Below are 19,503 nucleotides of genomic sequence, written 5' to 3'. Positions count from 1 at the left end.
TTAGCGGAAAGCGCCCGCCCCCACCGGATTGCGCGGCCGCCGGTGGTGAGGGCTTCAGGCCCGCGCAGCGCGAACAAACGCGCGCCCCCGTTCGCTGGCGCTCCGGACCGCTCAGACGCCGCATCGCTGCGTCGGCCTGCTCAGAATTCCAGGTTGTCGATCAGACGCGTGTTGCCCAGGCGAGCCGCGATCAAGGCCACGCGCGCGCCGGTGTAGCTGTCGCCCGGCTCGCTGAGGTCAGGCAGCCGCACCACCGCGTAATCGACCCGGAAACCGGCCTGTTCCAGCGCTTGGCTGGCGGCATCTTCCACCTGCGCACGCGGCGTGCCGGCGGCATAGCTGTCGCGCATCTGCAACAGCACCTTGCGGATCGTGGCCGAGATCGGGCGATCTTCCGCCGACAGATACTGGTTGCGTGAACTCATCGCCAGGCCATCGGCCTCGCGCACGATGCTGCCGCCCAAAATTTCGATCGGAAACGCCAGGTCGGCCACCATCTGCCGGATCACCGCCAACTGCTGGTAATCCTTCTTGCCGAAGGCGGCCACGTCCGGCTGCACCTGGTTGAACAAGCGCGCCACGACGGTGCACACGCCATCGAAATGCCCTGGCCGGCACTCGCCTTCCAGCACATCGCTGACACCGGGCGCGTGGATCGGCGTGGCCAGCGCGGTGCCGAGCGGGTACATGGTGTCCACATCCGGCAGCCACAGCGCATCGCAGCCGGCATCTTCCAGGCCGCGCAGGTCGGCCTCAGGCGTGCGCGGGTAGCGCGCAAAATCTTCATTCGGGCCGAACTGGGTCGGGTTGACGAACACGCTGGAGACCACGCGGTCGGCGTATTGGCGCGCCAGCATCACCAGCGAATAATGCCCGGCGTGCAGGTTGCCCATGGTGGGCACCAGCGCCACGCGCAGGCCCTCGCGCTTCCAGCCATTGACCAGGGCGCGCAATGCGGAAAGATCGGTCAGGGTCTGGATCATGCGGCGTACGCGTGCTCTGCATCGGGAAAGCTGCCGTCGCGCACGGCCTGCGCATAGGCGCGCACCGCGCCGGCGACCGAGCCGCCTTCGGCCAGGAAATCCTTGACGAACTTGGGCCGGCGGTGGCCACTGTCCAGCCCAAGCATGTCGTGCATCACCAGCACCTGGCCGTCGCAGCCGGGGCCGGCACCGATGCCGATGGTGGGAACGCTAAGGTCGGCGCTGATCTGCGTGGCGATCGGTGTCGGCACGCATTCCAGCACCAACAAGCTCGCACCGGCATCGACCACCGCCTGTGCGTCACGACGCAGCTGCTCGCCAGCTTCGCCGCGGCCCTGCACCTTGTAGCCGCCAAACCGCAGCACCGATTGCGGAGTCAGGCCCAGGTGCGAACAGACCGGGATCTCGCGCTCGACCAGGTAACGGATGACTTCCAGCTTGTGCCCGGCGCCTTCGATCTTGACCATTTCCGCGCCGGCCTGCAGCAGCTGGGTGGCGGCATCCAATGCACGTTCAGGGGTGGCATCGGCTTGGAACGACAGGTCGGCCACCAGCAAGGCGCGATCGAGCGCACGGGCCACCGCGGCGGTGTGGTAGACCATGTCGGCGGTGGTCACCGGCAAGGTGGAATCGTGTCCCTGCACCACCATGCCGAGCGAATCGCCGACCAGGATCAGGTCCACGCCATGGGCGTCGAAGGTGCGCGCGAAACCGGCGTCGTACGCGGTCAACATGACCAGTTTTCGACCCTCGCGCTTGGCCTGCGCCAAGGCGGGCACGGTCCAGGGCTTGCTGTCGGCGTGGCTGCTCATGAAGTCATTACGTGGGGTGATAAGCCGGCCATTATCTACCCAATCGGCTCCAGCCCGCAGGTATCGATGGCGTGCAGGGCGCGCCGCACTGTTCCATGCCCCGGAATGATCGCCTCTGGCGCCAGCTCCGACAGCGGCAGCAGGGCGAAGGCGCGCGCGTGCAGATGCGGATGCGGCACCTGCAGCTGCGGCAGGTCGATCACCTGATCGGCGTACAGCAGCAGGTCCAGGTCCAGCGTGCGCGGACCCCAGCGCTCGCCGGCGAGACGCTCGCGGCCGAACGCCTTTTCGATGCCGAGCAAGGCCTCCAGAAACGGCAGCGGCGCAAGATCGGTGCGCAGCTGGGCCACGGCATTGATGAAATCGGGCTGGTCTTCGCGGCCCCAGGCCGGCGTGCGATACAAACGCGAAGCGGCGATCAGCGTGGTCTGCGGCACGACGCCCAGCGCGGCGATGGCCGCGCGCACGCTGGCCTCGGCCTGGCCCAGGTTGGCACCCAGGCCGACAAAGGCGGTCTGCATGCCCTACTCGCCTGCGGGCGCGCCGGTCCGACGGCGGCGTCGGCGACGCTTGCGCGGTGCGCCCTCATCGCCGTCTTGGTCGGCCTGCGCCGATTCGATCGCATCCACCAGCTCCTGGCCGGACGACTTCTGCGCCTCACGCCAGAACTCCACATCGGCCGCGTGATCGGGCGATGCGAACTGACGCAGCACCAGGAAATCGAACGCCGCGCGGAAGCGCGGATGCGACAAGGTGCGGAACACCCGCTTGCGCTGACGCGAGGAGAAGCGCGTCTGCAGCAACCAGATTTCCTGCATCGGCAGCGAGAAACGGCGCGGCAACGCGACGCGCTCCAGCTGATGCAAGGTGACGCGATCGGCCGCACGGCGCTGCGCATCTTCCGGTTGCACGCCTTGCGCCTGCAGAGCCATCAGGGTGCGGCAGAACGCCGGCCACAGCAGCAATGCAAACAGGAAGGCCGGCGACACTGGCTCGTCGTTGGCCACGCGTGCATCGGTATTGCGCAGGCCTTCCAGCACCATGGCGCGCAACGCACCACTGCGATTGGACTTCAATGCCGCCGCGCTTTCGGGAAACAGCACGCCGAGCAAGCCATAGCGCTCCAGGCCTTCGAAGCTGGCCACACCGTGCCCGGACAGAAACAGCTTGAGGATTTCTTCGAACAACCGCGCAGGCGCAGCTTCGGACAGCAGCCCGGCCAAACGCGGAATGGGTTCGGCAGTGCCGGCTTCGATGTCGAAATTCAACTTGGCCGCCAGGCGCACCGCGCGCAGCATGCGCACCGGATCTTCCTGGTAGCGCAGCTCGGGGTCGCCGATCAACTTCATCAGGCGCGCCTGCACGTCTTCGAAGCCACCGCAGTAATCGCGTACCGAGAAATCCTCGATGGCGTAATACAGGGCATTGCAGGTGAAGTCGCGGCGGATCGCGTCGTCTTCGATGGTGCCGTAAACGTTGTCGCGCACCAGCCGGCCGTTATCGAGTTCGCGGTCGCCGCTGCCATCGTCGACGTTGGCGCGGAAGGTGGCCACTTCGATGATTTCGCGACCGAACACCACATGTGCCAGACGAAAACGGCGGCCGATCAGACGACAGTTGCGGAACAGCGCCTTGACCTCTTCCGGCGTCGCGTCGGTGGCCACGTCGAAATCCTTCGGGTGGCCGCCGACCAGCAGGTCGCGCACCGCACCGCCGACCAGATAGGCGCCAAAGCCCGATTCGCGCAGGCGGTACAACACGCGCAACGCGTTGGGGCTGATGTCCTTGCGCGAGATGGTGTGCTGGTCGCGTGGAATGACGCGCAGCGTGAACGGAGATGTAACTGAGGGTTCGATGATGGCGCTTCCGTCTTGTGTTGCAGGATTGCCCAACGGCTATTACCTCACTATACTAGCGCGCTGCACAAGACGTGACAAAAGCGCTCCCTTCGTCTAATGGTTAGGACGTGGCCCTCTCAAGGCTAAAACAGGGGTTCGAGTCCCCTAGGGAGCACCACGATCGGTCTGACTGCTAGACGCCAGAGCCCCGCAATGCGGGGCTTTTGCGTTGTGGCGCAGGCCCTTTGCATGTGCATTGGCCTGCGTGCCATCGCGCAGGCCGCGACCATCTCCGCCTCGCATCTAGCCCGGTCAGGACCGCAGGGGCCCGGGATTGGTCGAGGTTGGTTGCCGCATCCACGGCGCCGGATTCCATCTCAAATCCGCAATGCGGCAGTGCGTTGTCGGGATGCAATACGGCCAAGGCCCTCAACGCGCTCCAGCCAACACGCATGCAGATTCGCGGCATCGCATGGCAAGTGTCAGACGATGTGTCGATCTCAGGGACGCAGCTCAGATCAGCCACATCAGCACACAGAGAACGGGCCTCATCGCTGCGCGCTCGCCGGTACGCATTCGCTGCGCGGTGACGTGAGTGGAGGTGTTTCGCCCGTGCACCATGCGTGCCGGCCGCCCTGGGAATTTGCAGTGCATCGCGTTTGCTCACATGGTCGTCGGCCCAAGCACCGCGTCGTCGCTGTCGGTTTCGGCGACGGCATCGTGGGCATGCAGGCTTTCCAGATGGCGTACCGCCACATGGAAGGCAGCATAGTGCTCTGCCAGCTGCTGGCGCAGGCGTCGCGCTGCATCTTCGACATACATCAGGTTTGCGCCATTCAAGCGCGCAAATGCCTGTTCGTCGGGTCGCCGCACTGCAGCCTGCACCGGCGTCGCCAACGCCTGCTCGCACAGACCGACCAGTTGCCGGATGGCCAAGCGCTGCGCATCGGCGGGCAGCTCAACGCGTACCTGCGCCACGCTGCGTTGGCTATGCGGCGTGGCGTAGGAACCGTGGTCCTGCAGCCATTGCGCAACCTCGTCCAGCGCCAACGCATCGCGCCCGGCATGTTGCTGCACGAATGCATCGCTCAGCAGCTGCCGCGACAACGCTGCCGAACAGGGGCAAGTAGAGGCGTACAACACCTCCACCTGGAGCTGGATCGTGGTGCGCCCTGCACTGCATTGCGCGGCGATGTGCACTGGATAGGCACGCCAGCCACTAAGCCCCTCACTGCGCAATGCCGGCGTGCGCAACATCAGTTCGACGCTCAGCGTCAGCCGAGCGGCGCGGCTCGCGCAATCGGCATGACTGTCGATCAGCGCCTGCAATAACCCCGAGAGCATGGCCGGCGACACTGGTTGCTGCAGCTGCGTATCCAGCAGGCGGTACAACCGCGACATGTGGATGCCTTTCAGCTCTGCCCGCGGCAGATCGACCTGCACGCTGGCGCGTGCGGCAAGCTGGCCGCCACCGGCCTCCAACTGCACGGGAATGGCGATGTCCTGCATGCCCACCCATCGCAGGGGCGCGCTCAGCGTTGATGGTTCGGTCACAGCAACATCGGGAAGCGTAGCGGACATCGGGATCTCGTCGAAGATAAAGGTGACGACCGCGCCTCAGGCGCGACCAGGAAACGCAGCGAAGTAGTCGTCGATTGCCGCATGCAATGTCTGCGCGAGTTCGTCCTGATGCGTATCGCTGCACAGGCGGCTGCAATCGTCGCGATTGCTCATGAAGCCGGTTTCCACCAGCAGCGACGGAATGTCCGGCGACTTCAACACCGCAAAACCGGCCTGCCCCACCTGGTGTTGATGCAGGCGCGTCACCTGCTGCAGGCGTTCCAACATCAACGTGCCGAATGCCAGGCTGCTGGCGATGGTGCCGCTCAGCGACAGATCGGCCAGCACCTGCGACAACACCGGATTGCTCGGCACCCGCAGCCGGCGCGCGGTGTCTCCCATGTCGTCGGCAGCGTTTTCGCTATCGGCGATCCAGCGCGCCAGTGCGGAGCTGGCGCCAGTCTGCGACAGCGCAAACACCGAGGCGCCCCGCGCTTGGCGCGTTGGTGCGGCATCGGCATGGATGGAGACGAACAGGTCCGCATTGTGGCGATGGGCGATCAACACGCGCTCGTGCAATGGCACGAAGCGGTCATCGCTGCGGATCATGGTCGGCCGGTAGCGCGCATCGGACGCCAGGCGTCGGTGCAACCGCCCGGCGACCGCCATGGCGACATGTTTTTCGTAACGCGCATCGGCACTGACCGCCCCCGGATCCTTGCCGCCGTGGCCTGCATCGATCGCGACCACGTAGGGATGCAGGCGATGACCGAACGCGGCCGGCGCGAGCGCATCGGCGACATGGCTGTCCATCACCTCCGGCGCCTCACCTGTCTTCGCTGCCGCCTCGCCGCCCAGATCGATTAGCAGCTCACTGCCCTGCCAGCGCGGCTGCGCGGCGACCGGCCGGGTCAGATCGAGCACCACGCGCACGCCGTCGCCATGCACACCCGCCCGGAGACCGGTCACCGGCTCGCCATAGGTAATCGATGCGATCGGTGGCAGCGCAGGTGCCACGTGTCCCAGGTCGATGACCAGCCGCTGCGGGCCCGTCAAAGTGAACAGGTGGTACTGCGTCGGCGCGGACAGGGACAGACGCAACTGCGTCCACTGATCGCCTCGCTGCAGCGAGCACGCCTGCAGACGGATCTGGCCTGCTGCCGTGACCAGGCCGGGCGCAAGCACCATGGCCGCGCCGGTGGCCTGCAACAACGCGCGTCGCTTCATGCAGTCGGCCCGCAAGGGTGGCGGGCAATGGCGGGACCGCGCGCCCGGCCTGCGGGAGAAGCGTGGCGCTGAAAGACACAAGAAGCGATAGGACGGAAAGGCACGACACATCGACGGCGATCAAGATGACTGTTATAAAGTAACAAACGAGAGCCAGACACAAGTGTCAACGGCTCCATGCGCTTGTCGCCATTCATCTTCCCGAGGACACCCATGACCACCGGCCCGGTCCCCGCCAGTTATGACGCCTGGCGTCGCTGCATCGAACTGGATTGCGACCAGCCGCGGACGGCCGCGTTCATCGCCCAGCGCCTGGCCGCCTTACGGGACCCGGACGATCACCACACCAAGCAGTTCCTGCGCCGCTGGGGAGCGCAGCACCACGCTAAGGTCATTGCATGGTTCGAGCAGGCGCGGCAGCAAGCACTACAGGGCTAGCTCGACGGCTTGCGCGGTTGCCCATGGAGGGACGACGAAGTCGTGACCGGTCCAAGTAGGAGGGCATAAGCCCTGGCCTGGCGTTGGCTGGCGGTGTGGACGTGCGCTCCGATATTCCATGCCGTGGTGGCCAAGTTTGATCGCCTGTCCCAAGGACTGCGCGTCAGAAAGAAGCGCAGGCCATCCGCCAGGTGCACGCCACTCCTGATGACTGATCCGTAGTGTCGCCAGCATGAAGCCCCCTTCCCCGATGCCGACATTCATGGCGGCCTGCAAACCTTTGCTCAAGGCCCATTTTGAACTCTACAGCATTGCCGACGGATCTGGGAAAGCAGTTCCCTTGAGCTAATGGACTTTCGATAAAACATCGACATCGATACACCGAATAGACGTACCGTAGGCTGGCCTGAATCGCAGGCAGAAATGCCCCTAGCAGGGAGAGGCGAAAACATCATGCGAACGAAGAAAAACCAGCTCAAGTATCTTTGCGTAGTGGCCGGAGTTCTGCTCAGTGGTCCTGCACTCGCTCAGAGCGGCGGGTGCTGCGCAGGTGGCGTAGGCGCCAGCGCCACAACCGGACTTGGAGAGCGTAGCCCCGCAGCAGCGGCGAACCTTACGCTGGATCCTGCCTGGCCGATTTACGAGTTCCAGCGCGACGGTGTGACCTACCTGCAGATCAATGACGCAAGCGGCGGGGTCCGAGCGGTCGTTGCACGCATTGACAACGCGATGTGGGTACTTCCAATGGGTAAGGATGCAGACCGCGTCTCCGTACCTTCCGCTAACACCCTTTGGGGCAATCCGACGTCAGCGGCAACCGCTGCGGAGCCAGGCCCCAATGCACGCACGATTTACCGGACTACCCACTTCACTGTGCAAGTCGAGCGGCAAGCCAACGAGGAACGCTGGAAGGTGTCTCCGTCGCAGTAACTGTAGGCACTTCGGCAACTAGAAAACTAACCACCAGCGCATGGCGGCGGCGAAACATACCGCCATGCGCCTTGAGGCGAGCGCGAAGTTCCGCCTCGGCATCAGGCGACTCACGGCGGAGCGAATCTACTACCGAGGTGTCGGCGAACACTCTCATTACGACGCCCTGCGCACCTCTACCGCGCCAAGCGCGCGCATGGATGAAATGTTTGTCCGCAACAGGAAGAAGTTCCATGGTGTTGAGCACACAACGATAAGCAGCCAGCTGCAAGCCAAGTGACAGTAGCTGGCAATCCCCCTGCAGGAGACAAGTGACTTCAGTTGCATTCAGCCGCTCAAAGGCGGCCGAACGTAACGATCGGAACAGTCCGTGCGTTTCGATCTCGAGCGGATATAGCGCTCCGACATACTCGTGCAAGAGCTGAGACTCAAGCACGGCGAGACGGGTGATCTCCATTGCCGCAGCGTGCTGTCCCCGAGCACGCAGGTCAGCGATAACCGACTTCCGCATCCTGTTCACCTTAACATTGATGTCGGAATACTCGACAACTCGATTCCTCAGCGTCCTTTCAGCGGAGAGATAGCTCTCCTGGATGGCACGCTGCGCATCGACCCTTACTCGCCGGATCGTCTCAAATCGCTTTACGGGCTTGACGAATTTCGCACCTGCGGAGAAAAGAATGGCACTGACAATGACGTGAAAGATTTGAACATCGAATAACTGTGCATTGTAGTAACCAATTTCGTACGTCTTAGGCAAAGTGATTGCCAATGCGAAGTTGGCTAGCAACGTACCCAGCGCAGTACCTGTCCAGCCATGGTTGCGGGTCAAGAAGATCGCAGGCCCGATCAGCAACGCCATCAAGACCTTTCGAGCCCATATGTCTTGCGTGTAGCCAAGGATGTAGAACAGCACCAGGATGACAACAACCGATAGCGCCAAATCCCTCGGCAAGTCCGCCCGGGTTGGCCCTCGCCGCTGGGGGGACCAAAGCAGAACGGGAAGCAGGAAGGCCAGTATTCCCTGATAACTCCCCAACCAGTAGCGGACGAGAAATTGACCTGCATCGGCAGTTGAAGGGCCGTCGAGTGAAGCATTAAGAACGATGCTCCACGAAGAATTGAAAAACGCGATCGCGATGGAAAACGGAATCAGGAAGGGAGTCTGCTGGATCAGCTTCCCGCAGTAGCGACGAGCGGACCAGATTCCCAAAGCAATCATGGGTGCGTGCAGAAAAGGACTCAGATAACCCCAGGCCGGGTCGTAACCTTGGTTGTGCGAGAGCGGCACGCGGAGCCACAGCATCGCCGCCGCATCGCCTGCCAGCAGAAAAGGCCACTCGCGATAAGGCCTGAATAGGAGAGCGACGACGCGCAGGCCAACCGGCAAATACCACTGATCGATGGAGCAATACCAGAGTGACAGGAAGGCCAAGCAGTAGCACACGCTGATCAGCGCACCCCTGACAAGCTCTCTTGTTGCCGCCATACCACCACTCCTTGGTTTCACGATGCGCCCTAGTCTGGAGGGAATCGACCGCCGGAGTATAGCGGTGGCGCACACATTGCGGAAAAAGCCAGACAGCCTACCGGCTCGTCACCACTGCGTAACGACATCATGCACTTCGCTGGTGCAGTGACACGTTTAGCATCATCAACCTTGACGAATCAGTGGCGGCAAGGCCACGGCGTTCAGCAGCTACCACAAGCGCCCCGCGACTGCCGGGAGACGAGGCCTTGCCGAGTTATTAATAGTTTCGGGCCAGATTCATGCTCAACCAACGGACATGCACAGACGCGATAAAGGCCGCCCTTGGCGGCCTTTATCGCAGCACGCATAGCTGTCGCACACGCAACTGATTCAGCCCTCCATCTGCTCCAACTCCTTGCCCTTGGTCTCGTAGACGTACTTGAGCACGAAGAACACCGAGATGAAGGCAGCGACGGTGTAGATGCCGTACGCACCGGCCAGACCAATACTGCCGAGCAGGATCGGGAAGCTGACGGTGATGGCGAAGTTGGACGTCCACTGCGCGGCACCGGCAATGGCCAGGCCCGAGCCGCGGATCTGGTTGGGGAACATTTCACCCAGCATCACCCACATCACTGGGCCCCACGAGGCATTGAAGAACACCACGTAGACGTTGGCGGCCACCAGGGCGAGCATGCCCATGGCATCGGACATCGCAAGCTTGCCGTTGGGATCCAGCGAGGCAGTGGCAAACGCGTAGGTCACCAAGGCCAGCGAGACGGCCATGCCGGCCGAGCCGATCCACAGCAGCGGCTTGCGGCCGATCTTGTCCACCAGCATCACCGTAACCAGGCAGGCGCCGATGCTGAGGCCGCCGGAAAGCACGTTGATCAACAGCGCATCCTGCTCGGAAAAGCCCACTGCCTGCCACAACACCGCGCCGTAGTAGAACACCACGTTGATGCCCACCAGTTGCTGGAACACCGCCAGGCCAATACCGATCCAGACGATGGGGCGGATCTTGCCGGTGGCCTTGTTGATCAGGTCGGAGAACTTGGGCTTGTGCTGGTCGGCCGCCATCGAGGCGGAAATCTCGCCCAGCTTGGTCTGCGCGGCGGCGTTGCCGTACAGGCGCTTGAGCACCACCAGCGCCTGCTCGCGGCGCCCCTTGACCACCAGGTAGCGCGGGCTTTCCGGGATGAGCAGCAGCAGCAACAGGAACAGGATGGAGGGAACCGCCTGCATCCAGAACATCCAACGCCAGGCGGCCTGCCCGGCCCATAGCGGCTCGGTGGAAGCGCCGGCGGCGTTGGCCAGCAGGTAGTTGCTCAGAAACGCGCAGAACAGCCCGCTGATGATGGCGATCTGCTGCATCGTGGCCAGCCGGCCGCGATAGCGCGCGGAGGCGACCTCGGCGATGTAGGCCGGCGAAATGACGCTGGCCGCCCCCACCGCGAAGCCGCCCATCACGCGGGCGAAGATGAAGAAGCCGGAACTGTGCGAAGCACCGGCGCCGATGGCCGAGAGCAGGAACAGCGCAGCGGAAATGATCAGGACCGCGCGGCGGCCCCAGCGGTCGGCCAGGCGGCCGGCAAAGAAGGCGCCGATGGCGCAGCCCAGCAGCATCGAGGCGACCTCGAAGCCGGTCTCGGCGGCGGTGGATTGGAAGGTCTGTTTCAGGCCGTCGACGGTGCCATTGATCACGCCGCTGTCGAAGCCGAACAGGAAGCCACCGATCGTGGCCACGCAACTAATCAGGATGATGAAACGGGTGTTCTCGCCGGCATCGGGGGCGCCGTCAATGGAAACACTGGACATGGGTTCACCTGGGAACGTGCAAGGGAGCGTCCACGGGGGTGGCCGCCATCGGCCGGCGACGCAATGCGCCGCCGGCCACGGGACATCAACGCGTCAGATACTGATTGATCAGGTTTTCATACGCTTCCTGGCGGCCGCTGAGCTGCTGGGGCGCATTGCCGGCCGCGTGCTTGGCCAGATCGGCCAGCGTGGTCTTGCCTGCGGCAAAGTCCGCGCCGGCGCCGCTGTCGAAGCTGGCGTAACGCTCGGCACGCCACTGTTCCAGCGGCGAGGTGGTCAGCAGCGCGTTGGCCACTTCCAGCCCGCGTGCGAACGCATCCATGCCGCCGATGTGGGCCAGGAACAGGTCCTGCGGGTCGGACGATTCGCGACGCACCTTGGCATCGAAGTTCAAACCGCCCGGTGCCAGGCCACCCTGCCGCAGTACCACCAGCATGGCGCCGACGGTGTCGTACAGATCGGTCGGGAACTGGTCGGTGTCCCAGCCGTTCTGCGGGTTGCCGCGGTTGGCATCGATGCTGCCGAGCAGGCCGGCATCGGATGCCACCTGCAGGTCATGCTCGAAGCTATGGCCGGACAAGGTGGCGTGGTTGGCCTCGATGTTGAGCTTGAAGTCTTTGTCCAGGCCATGCTGGCGCAGGAAGCCGATCACCGTGGCGCTATCGAAATCGTACTGGTGCTTCATCGGCTCCATGGGCTTGGGCTCGATCAGGAAATTGCCCTTGAAGCCAATCGCGCGGCCGTAGTCGCGCGCCAGGGTGAGGAAGCGCGCCATGTTGTCCTGCTCGCGCTTCATCTGCGTGTTGTGCAGGCAGGCATAGCCTTCGCGGCCGCCCCAGAACACGTAGTTCTCGCCACCGAGTTCAACGGTCGCATCGATCGCGGCCTTGACCTGCACCGCCGCACGCGCCACGACATTGAAGTCCGGGTTGGTCGATGCACCATTCATGTAGCGCGGATGCGAGAACAGGTTGGCCGTGCCCCACAACAGCTTGATGCCGGTGTCGGCCTGACGCTGCTTGGCGATGCCCACCATGTGTTTGAGATTCTTTTCGTACTCGCCGATGTCGTCGGCATCCGGTGCCAGGTCGATGTCGTGGAAGCAGTAGTAGGGCACGCCGAGCTTGGTGAAGAACTCGAACGCCGCATCGGCCTTGGCTTCGGCACGGTTCAACGCGGTAGTGCCCGCATCCCACGGATACGCCCGCGTGCCCGGGCCGAACGGGTCGGCGCCATTGCCGCAGAAGCTGTGCCAGTAGGCCACGGCAAAGCGCAGATGCTCGGCCATGGTCTTGTCGCCGATGGTTTTGTTGGCGTCGTAGACCTTGAACGCGAGCGGGTTGTCCGAATCGCGGCCTTCGAAACCGATCTTGCCGATGCCGGGGAAATATTCTTTCGCGCCGATGTACACGGTGTTGCTCATGGGGTGTGAAGTCCTTGCTGCTGGGGGAGTTGTAGAAAACTATCGATCAACCGGCATAGAGCGGGCTGACGACATGCAGGTGCTTGAGGAAGGTCTGGTAGTGCTGCTGATACTGGACCACGCGCTGCGGGTTGGGCTGTGCGGCAAGCACATCGTCCACCTGCAGGTGCTCCAGCACCACGTCGGCCAACGCGGCATCGCCGCCATCGGCGCGCTCGCAGGCCCACAATGCCTGTAGCGCGGCACCGAACGCAGCGCCTTCGGGCTGGGTCGGCACGACGACCTGCAGGTTGAAGATGTCGGCCACCATCTGCCGCCACTGCGCGCTCTTGCTGCCGCCGCCCGTGAGCAGGATGGTATCGAACTGCAACCCCGCAGCAACGAAGGCATCGAAGCCGTTGCGCAGGCTGTAGGTCGCACCTTCCATCGCGGCGCGATAGAAATGCGCGGCGGTGGTGTTGTGCAGATCCATTCCGAACAGGCAGCCGCGCGCGGCCGGCAGATCCGGGGTGCGCTCACCGTTGAAGAACGGCAGCAACACCAGACCGTCGGCGCCCGGCGCGGTGTCGGCGATCATCGCTTCGGTCTGGTCGCGGGTGATGGAGAACATGCGCATCACCGCCTCGGTGGCGACGGTGCAGTTCATCGTGCAGATCAAGGGCAGCCAGCCGCCACTGGAGGAGCAGAACGCGGCCCAGCGCGCCTCATCGTCCACTACCGGGTGATCGGCATAGGCGAACAAGGTGCCGGAGGTGCCCAGGCTCATGGTCAGACGTCCGGGCACCACGTTGCCGGTGCCGATGGCGGCCATCATGTTGTCGCCGCCGCCGGTGGTGACACGCACGCCGGCGGGCAGATTCAATGCCTGGGCGGCGACATCGGACAACGCGTAGACCGCGCCCGTGTCCACCAGCGGTGGCAACGCATCGCGCAGGTTGCGTTGGGCATCCACTGCGCTCAGCATGCGCTCGGACCACTGCCGCGTACGCACGTCCAGCCAGCCGGTACCGGAGGCATCGCCCACTTCGGCAAAGCGCTCGCCGGTGAGCCAGAAGTTGATGTAGTCGTGCGGCAGCATCACCGTAGTCATCGCGGCATACGCCTCGGGGCGATGCTTGCGCGTCCACGGCAATTTGGAGGCGGTATAGCCGGCCATGATGGGGTTGCCTGCTGCGGCGACGCTGCCTGCGGCGCCGCCGACGGCGTCCATGATTTCATCGCATTCCAGCGCCGTGCTGGTATCGCACCACAGCTTGACCGGCGCGGTGACGCTGCCGTCGGCGGCCACCGGCACGAAGCCATGCTGCTGGCCGGAGACGGAAATGCCGCGCACGCGTGCACGCTGTTCGCCATCGAGCTGCGCAAAGCAATGCACGATGCCGTCGATCCACCACTGCGCCTGTTGTTCGCGGGTGCCGTCGTCGCGGCTGATCAGCTCCATGGGCGCGGCGATGGTGGCGACCACGGCGCGATCCTGCGGATCGTAGGCCACCAGCTTGACGCTCTGCGTGCCCACATCCAGTCCTACATACAAGCTCATTGCGTCACCAATCGGTTGTTGTTGAGTCCCACCTGCTGGGTGCGGCCTGCGCCCAGTTCCAGGTCCAGGGTCTGCCCTGCGTAGGACAGTTGATAGCGCCCGCCACGATCGCTGTGCAAGCGTGCCTGCTGCAAGCGGCCGCCCTCCCATTCCAGATCCACGCTGGCGCCGCCACGCACGCGCAGACCGCGCACGCTGCCGCGCGGCCAGGCCTTGGGCAAGGCCGGCAGCAGGAACACGCTACCGCCCCAGCTTTGCAGCAGCATCTCGGTGATGCCGGCGGTGCCGCCGAAGTTGCCATCGATCTGGAACGGCGGATGCGCGTCGAACAGGTTCGGATAGGTACGTTCGGGCGAAATCAGCAGTTGCAGGATGCGGTAGGCATGCTCCCCGTCGGCCAGCCGCGCCCACAGGTTCAGCCGCCAGCCAATGCCCCAGCCGGTGGCGTTGTCGCCGCGAATTTCCAGCGAGCGGCGTGCGGCCGCAGCCAGGTCCGGGGTATCGCGCAGATTGATCTGACTGGAAGGATGCAGGGCGTACAGATGCGAGACGTGGCGGTGGTGGATCTCCGGCGCCTGCATGTCCCAGTCCTGCTGCCATTCCTGCAACTGCCCTGCCTTGCCGATGCGGTTGGGTGGCAATTGTTCGCGCAAGGCTGCCAATTGCTGGGCCAATTCCGCATCGATGCCGAGCAACTTGCTCATGGCGATGCATTGCGCGAACAAATCGCGCAGCAGCTGCGCGTCCATGCTGGGACCGGCGCACACGGCCGCACCGAAGGGATGCTGGTTTTCCGGCGACATCGACGGATTGGTGACCATCGCGCCGGTCTGCGGATCGCGCATCAACGTGGCGACGAAGAATTCGGCGGCGCCCTTGAACAACGGGTAGACCTTGCTCAGGTACGCGCGGTCGCGGCCGTAATCCCAGCGGTCCCACAGTTGCTGCAGCAGCCATACGCCGCCCAGCGGCCACAGGCTCCATTGCGCGCCGTCGATCGGGCCGGCCTGGCGCCACAGATCGGTATTGTTGTGGACCACCCAACCCGGCGCGTCGTAGATCGCCCTGGCGGTGTGCGCGCCGGTCTGGGCCAGATCGAACAGCATGGCTTCCAGCGGTTCAACGCATTCGTGCAATGCGTTGGCCTCGCTGGGCCAGTAGTTCATCTCGGTGTTGATGTTGATGGTGTACTTGCTTTCCCACGGCGGCTGCATCAGGTCGTTCCAGATGCCCTGCAGGTTGGCTGGCTGGGTGCCGGGCCGCGAGCTGCAGATCAGCAGGTAACGTCCGTATTGGTGATACAGCGCAGCCAGTGCCGGATCATTGCCTTCGGCGAACCGCTGCACGCGTTCGTCGGTAGGCAGCTGCGTGGCCGCGCTGCTGCCGAGGTCGATCGCCACGCGCCGGAACAGGCGTTGATGATCGGCCAGGTGCGCGCGCAACAACGCGGGAAAATCCAGCTTGGCAGCCTTGCGCAGGCATGCGGCGGTCGATGCGAGCGGATCGCCATCGACCGCATTGAAACGTTGGTAACTGGTCGCGGCGCTGAGCAGCAACACCACTTCGTCGGCCGCGTCGATGCGTAGACGGTCGCGCACTTGGCTGAGTTTGCCGCCGCGCACCTGCGGCAGCACCCGCAATGCAAACCGCAGCTTGCCCTCGATGCCGGCGAAGCTGCCGTTGCGACCACTGAACAGCAAACCGCCCTGCTCGGCGGTGACCTCGCCGGTTTGCGGGCTATCGATGCCCACACGCACCGAAATACCGCCGGGGCGGTCGCACGACAGCCGCACCACGATGCATTGCGCCTGCGCAGAAACGAACACCTCGCGCCGATGCACCGCGCCGCCGGAGCGGAACGTGGTGGTGGCCACCGCCGTGTCCAGATCGAGCTGACGGCGATAGTCGCTGATGCCGTCGGCGCGATCGAAATCCAGCAGCAGATCGCCCAACGGTTGGTACGGCATCTGCTTGAGCGGGCGCGAGAGCAGTTTGGCATCGGCCAGTTGTTCGGCCTCTGCGTAGCGCCCGGCGAAGATCAGCGCACGCACCTGCGGCAACGCGGCCAGTGCGTCAGGGCTGGTGGAATCGTAGGGCCCGCCTGCATACAGCGTGTCTTCATTGAGCTGCAGGCGCTCGTGGGCGATACCGCCCCACACCATCGCGCCCAATCGCCCGTTGCCGACCGGCAAGGCTTCCACCCATTGATTGGCCGGCTCGCGATACCACAGCTGCAGGGCCTGCGCTGCCGCGACGGGCGGGAGCGCGGTTTTTTTCGAAGCCTGCGCGGCCTGTGCAGCCGCCGGCCCGGCGCCAAGGACCGCAATGGCGGCCCCGGTTGCCTTGCACAGCTCACGACGGCTCAGCACGGCAACCGCCGTGCTGACTGACCGGAACCGCGCGCGCCTGCCTTGCGGCGTTCCGGCATCTGGGTGCTCATCGACTGAAGACAGCCTGCGATCATCGACGACGCGCTTTGCCCGACGCAATCTTGCGCTGCAACACGCTGACCGGCTTGCCGTCGTACTGGATGCTGGCGTCGGTCTTGGGCGCGAGCGCGCCGGCATCCTCGCGCGGGCCGTCGACGAAGCGCACGTTGATGGTGCGTTTGGCCTGCATGCCGGTCCAGCTGCCTTCGCGCTTGCCGATGCTCAACTCGCCCTTGGCCTGATTCCAGACCAGCGGGATGCGGCTGAACTCGCCCTTCTCGTAACCGTAGCCTTTGCCATCGTCTTCATACAGCGAGAACTGGCCATCGGCACCGGTGTAGACCACCACGGTGAGCGGTGCATCCGGCACCTGGTCGACGTATTCCTGCACCGGGCCGGTGGGCACGATGGAACCGGCACGCACGAACAACGGCATGCGCTCGATCGGTGCGGCAGCTTCGATGCTCTGGCCACCCTCGTAACGCTTGCCGGTAGCGAAATCCAGCCAGCTGCTGCCGGCCGGCAGATACACCTGCCGCGAGGTGGCGCCGAAGCGGGTTACCGGTGCGACCAGGAACGCCGGCCCGAACAGGTACTGGTCGTTGATGTCGCGCACCTTGGGGTCGCTCGGGAAGTCCATCATCATGCCGCGCATGATCACGCCATCGCGCTGGTAGGTGTCGCCGGCCAGGCTGTAGATGTACGGCAGCAACGCATAACGCAAACGGTTGTAGTAGGCCATGCTCTCGTAGAACGGCGTACCTTCCGGTGCGATGTTCCAGATTTCGCGGTACGGGAACTGGCCGTGCGACCGGAAGATCGGCACGAACGCACCGAACTGGAACCAGCGCGTGTTGAGCTCGCGCCATTCCGGCAGGTGGGCCGGATCCTGGTCTTCATAACGCTTCTCCACCGCAAAGCCGCCGATGTCGAAGGTCCAGTTGGGCAGGCCCGACAGGGCCATGTTCACGCCACCGGAGATCTGGTCGCGCATGTCGTCCCAGCGCGACACGATGTCGCCGCTCCACACTGCCACCGCATTGCGCTGGGTGCCGGCATAGCCCTTGCGCGAGAGGATGAACACGCGCTTGTCGTCGGCCGCACGGTCGCCCACGTACACGCCATGCGTGTGTGGCAACGGGTAGGAGTTGAAGTATTCGGTGGACGAGCCCAGCGCGTTGGGCGTGGTGCGGGCCTTGCGCTCGGCGATGTCCAGGTTGGAATGCACGTCCGGCTCGTCGGCGTCCATCCACCAGGCATCGAAGCCCTTGCTGTTGAGCTTTTCGTTGATCTGGCGCCAATAGATCGCCTGCGCCTTTTCCGAATACGGGTCGTAGAACGAGTTCTTGTAGCCCTTGCCGATCCAGTCCAGTTCGCCCACTTCCACGTTGCGCTTGAACATGAAACCGGCGGCGTCCAGCTCCTTGTAGTTGGCGGTGGTGGGATAGAACTTGGGCCAGATCGAAATCATGATCTGCGCATGCATGTCGTGCACGGCCTTGACCATGCCGTCCGGGTCCGGGAAGTGCTGCTTGTCGAAATCGTGCGAGCCCCAGGCGTCTTCCGGCCAGTACGACCAGTCGAGCACGATGTTGTCCAACGACAGTTTGCGCTTGCGGTATTCGGCCACCGCGCCCACCAGCTCGTCCTGGCTCTTGTAGCGCTCACGGCTCTGCCAGAAGCCGTAGGCCCATTTGGGCAGCATCGTCGACTTGCCGGTGAGTTCGCGGTAGCCGGCCACTGCCTGGTCGTACGAATCGGCGGAGACGAAGTAGTAGTCGATCATCTGGCCGGCTTCGGACCACAACGACAGATCCTTCGCTTCGGCGGCCGGCAGCGGGTCGCGATGCAGCAGCGCGATGTAGCTGGGGTCGATCAGGTCCCATTCGATCTTGACGGTGTGGCGCTGGCCCGGCTCGAGATCGAGCTTGAATTCGTGGTTCCACGGGTTCCAGTTCTGGCGCCAGCGATCGATCACCAGCTTGCCGTCCACATATAACTTGGCGTATTCGCTCGAATACAGCGAGAAGGTGTGTTCGCCACCGGTGAGCGCTTCGATCTCGCCCTCCCAGGTCACTTGCATGCGGCTGTTCTTGTCCTTGGTGATCGCCTTCTTCGGGTACTTGGGCAGATCGCTGAGGTATTGGTAGTTCACCTCGCTCTCGCGGCGTTCGAGGATTTGCTTGCCGTTGATCGCATAGCGCGCGGTCAGTGCGCCGGCCTTGCCCTTGGCGTCGTACAACTTCAGCGTCTTCGGCAGCGGCTGCAGGCCGCGCGGGTCGCCCAGGCGGGTGATCGAGTTGTTGTCCCACAGCAGGCCGTAGTTGCGGCTGGACACCAGGTACGGCACCGCCATGTCGATGTTGTTCTGCTGCAACTCGACGTTGCGCCCCTTCTGGTTCATCCAGCCCTGCTGATGCTGGCCGAAGCCGTACAGCGCTTCGTCAGCGGGCGACTGGAAGCGCTGGCGCACGCTCAGGTACTGCTTGCCCTCGGCCTTCAACGGCGCAAAGCTGCGCCCGCCGGCCACTTCCGACAGCACCGGCTTGCCGTTGGCATCGGCAAAACTGACATGGCCATCGACGGTGGAGATGCTGGCAGTGACCTTGCCGGTCTTCAGCTGCACGCTGTCGCCCTGCTCGGCCATCTGGAACGCGGTGTCGCCCTGCACCGGCACGCGCATCAGGCTGGGGCTGCGCGCGAAGTCGCCGTCCGGATCTGCGCTGACGCGGATGATGCCGCTGTCGACCACTTGCAGGCGCACCGGCGCGGCGCCCTTGGCGCTCGGCACCACGGTGACGCCATCGCCGGCCTTGCGTACTTCCTGCGCATGCGCGGCGTTGGCCAACAGGGCCAGCGACAAGGCCAGGCACTGGGCCAGTGGCGTACGTCGGTTGGCAGGCACGGCGCCGGCGGAACGGATGGTGGTTTGCATGATCACTCCCTTTGAATGACGAAACGGTGCCGCGGGGGCGGCAGCGCATGGGTAAGGCGAGGCGATGCCGTCGCGGCATCGCGGCGTTGTGGCAGGCGC

Annotated in this window: 13 protein-coding genes and 1 tRNA gene; 2 read left to right on the top strand and 12 right to left on the bottom strand. The window is 64.2% G+C overall.

Going from position 1 to position 19,503, the window contains the following annotated elements; genetic code table 11:
- Positions 1 to 140: 140 nt before the first annotated feature.
- Genes panC through pcnB form a run of 4 tightly spaced genes read right to left on the bottom strand, consistent with a single transcriptional unit; the run spans position 141 to position 3,687 of the window.
- Positions 141 to 983 carry a pantoate--beta-alanine ligase gene (gene panC, locus ACDH77_RS08805; RefSeq protein ID WP_011347142.1) on the bottom strand — a complete coding sequence of 281 codons (843 nt, stop codon included), beginning with the start codon at positions 981 to 983 and terminating at the stop codon, positions 141 to 143.
- Entirely contained in the window at positions 980 to 1,795 is an 816-nt protein-coding gene (panB, locus tag ACDH77_RS08800; RefSeq protein ID WP_008571262.1) for a 3-methyl-2-oxobutanoate hydroxymethyltransferase, read from the bottom strand. Before panB ends, panC begins: the two co-directional genes overlap by 4 nt.
- A gap of 35 nt (positions 1,796 to 1,830) precedes the next feature.
- A complete protein-coding gene (folK, locus tag ACDH77_RS08795) occupies positions 1,831 to 2,316 on the bottom strand; it encodes a 2-amino-4-hydroxy-6-hydroxymethyldihydropteridine diphosphokinase (RefSeq protein ID WP_372353831.1) in 486 nt (161 codons plus the stop codon).
- A 3-nt stretch (positions 2,317 to 2,319) separates the two neighbouring features.
- A complete protein-coding gene (gene pcnB / locus ACDH77_RS08790; RefSeq protein WP_008571264.1) occupies positions 2,320 to 3,687 on the bottom strand; it encodes a polynucleotide adenylyltransferase PcnB in 1,368 nt (455 codons plus the stop codon).
- Between the two features lie 49 nt (positions 3,688 to 3,736).
- Here pcnB and ACDH77_RS08785 point away from each other — a divergent pair.
- A tRNA-Glu gene (locus tag ACDH77_RS08785) sits at positions 3,737 to 3,811 on the top strand.
- Positions 3,812 to 4,296: 485 nt separating this feature from the next.
- Here ACDH77_RS08785 and folE2 read toward each other — a convergent pair.
- Both folE2 and ACDH77_RS08775 read right to left on the bottom strand, forming a co-directional pair.
- The gene (gene folE2, locus ACDH77_RS08780) at positions 4,297 to 5,214 is read right to left on the bottom strand and encodes a GTP cyclohydrolase FolE2 (RefSeq protein WP_218557440.1); all 918 of its coding nucleotides are present in this window, start codon (positions 5,212 to 5,214) and stop codon (positions 4,297 to 4,299) included.
- A 36-nt stretch (positions 5,215 to 5,250) separates the two neighbouring features.
- Positions 5,251 to 6,420, bottom strand: coding sequence for an N-acetylmuramoyl-L-alanine amidase (locus tag ACDH77_RS08775; RefSeq protein ID WP_372353830.1), 1,170 nt, complete (start codon positions 6,418 to 6,420; stop codon positions 5,251 to 5,253).
- Positions 6,421 to 6,633: 213 nt separating this feature from the next.
- Between ACDH77_RS08775 and ACDH77_RS08770 the strand changes: the two genes are divergently transcribed.
- Positions 6,634 to 6,858 carry a hypothetical protein gene (locus ACDH77_RS08770; protein WP_014090010.1) on the top strand — a complete coding sequence of 75 codons (225 nt, stop codon included), beginning with the start codon at positions 6,634 to 6,636 and terminating at the stop codon, positions 6,856 to 6,858.
- 868 nt (positions 6,859 to 7,726) lie between these two features.
- On the opposite strand, the gene ACDH77_RS08765 is transcribed toward ACDH77_RS08770, so the two are convergent.
- The 6 genes from ACDH77_RS08765 to ACDH77_RS08740 all read right to left on the bottom strand — a co-directional run bounded on the left by ACDH77_RS08765 (position 7,727) and on the right by ACDH77_RS08740 (position 19,404).
- Positions 7,727 to 9,277 carry an MASE1 domain-containing protein gene (locus ACDH77_RS08765; protein ID WP_372353829.1) on the bottom strand — a complete coding sequence of 517 codons (1,551 nt, stop codon included), beginning with the start codon at positions 9,275 to 9,277 and terminating at the stop codon, positions 7,727 to 7,729.
- 372 nt (positions 9,278 to 9,649) lie between these two features.
- Positions 9,650 to 11,077: a sugar porter family MFS transporter gene (locus ACDH77_RS08760; protein ID WP_218502625.1), complete on the bottom strand. Its 1,428-nt coding sequence runs from the start codon at positions 11,075 to 11,077 to the stop codon at positions 9,650 to 9,652.
- A gap of 85 nt (positions 11,078 to 11,162) precedes the next feature.
- On the bottom strand, positions 11,163 to 12,500 hold the full coding sequence (gene xylA, locus ACDH77_RS08755; protein ID WP_372353828.1) for a xylose isomerase: 1,338 nt from the start codon (positions 12,498 to 12,500) through the stop codon (positions 11,163 to 11,165).
- A 46-nt stretch (positions 12,501 to 12,546) separates the two neighbouring features.
- Positions 12,547 to 14,040 (bottom strand): xylulokinase, encoded by a 1,494-nt coding sequence (gene xylB / locus ACDH77_RS08750; RefSeq protein WP_372353827.1) that lies wholly within the window; start codon positions 14,038 to 14,040, stop codon positions 12,547 to 12,549.
- Positions 14,037 to 16,409, bottom strand: coding sequence for a glycosyl hydrolase family 95 catalytic domain-containing protein (locus ACDH77_RS08745; protein ID WP_372353826.1), 2,373 nt, complete (start codon positions 16,407 to 16,409; stop codon positions 14,037 to 14,039). Before ACDH77_RS08745 ends, xylB begins: the two co-directional genes overlap by 4 nt.
- Positions 16,410 to 16,500: 91 nt before the next feature.
- Positions 16,501 to 19,404, bottom strand: a complete 2,904-nt coding sequence (locus ACDH77_RS08740) for a TIM-barrel domain-containing protein (protein ID WP_031422334.1) — start codon at positions 19,402 to 19,404, stop codon at positions 16,501 to 16,503.
- Positions 19,405 to 19,503 lie beyond the last annotated feature (99 nt).

Origin of the sequence: Xanthomonas axonopodis pv. maculifoliigardeniae (genome assembly GCF_041519315.1) — a bacterium.
Classification (GTDB): Bacteria; Pseudomonadota; Gammaproteobacteria; order Xanthomonadales; family Xanthomonadaceae; genus Xanthomonas; species Xanthomonas euvesicatoria.
Note: the sequence above shows the minus strand (reverse complement) of the source record. Positions and strands in the feature narration are given on the sequence as shown.

What these genes read in the sequence shown, in the direction of transcription:
- panC (WP_011347142.1), bottom strand. Translation starts at nt 983, where the DNA reads ATGATCCAGACCCTGACCGATCTTTCCGCATTGCGCGCCCTGGTCAAT.
- panB (WP_008571262.1), bottom strand. Translation starts at nt 1,795, where the DNA reads ATGAGCAGCCACGCCGACAGCAAGCCCTGGACCGTGCCCGCCTTGGCG.
- folK (WP_372353831.1), bottom strand. Translation starts at nt 2,316, where the DNA reads ATGCAGACCGCCTTTGTCGGCCTGGGTGCCAACCTGGGCCAGGCCGAG.
- folE2 (WP_218557440.1), bottom strand. Translation starts at nt 5,214, where the DNA reads ATGTCCGCTACGCTTCCCGATGTTGCTGTGACCGAACCATCAACGCTG.
- ACDH77_RS08775 (WP_372353830.1), bottom strand. Translation starts at nt 6,420, where the DNA reads ATGAAGCGACGCGCGTTGTTGCAGGCCACCGGCGCGGCCATGGTGCTT.
- ACDH77_RS08770 (WP_014090010.1), top strand. Translation starts at nt 6,634, where the DNA reads ATGACCACCGGCCCGGTCCCCGCCAGTTATGACGCCTGGCGTCGCTGC.
- ACDH77_RS08765 (WP_372353829.1), bottom strand. Translation starts at nt 9,277, where the DNA reads ATGGCGGCAACAAGAGAGCTTGTCAGGGGTGCGCTGATCAGCGTGTGC.
- ACDH77_RS08760 (WP_218502625.1), bottom strand. Translation starts at nt 11,077, where the DNA reads ATGTCCAGTGTTTCCATTGACGGCGCCCCCGATGCCGGCGAGAACACC.
- xylA (WP_372353828.1), bottom strand. Translation starts at nt 12,500, where the DNA reads ATGAGCAACACCGTGTACATCGGCGCGAAAGAATATTTCCCCGGCATC.
- xylB (WP_372353827.1), bottom strand. Translation starts at nt 14,040, where the DNA reads ATGAGCTTGTATGTAGGACTGGATGTGGGCACGCAGAGCGTCAAGCTG.
- ACDH77_RS08740 (WP_031422334.1), bottom strand. Translation starts at nt 19,404, where the DNA reads ATGCAAACCACCATCCGTTCCGCCGGCGCCGTGCCTGCCAACCGACGT.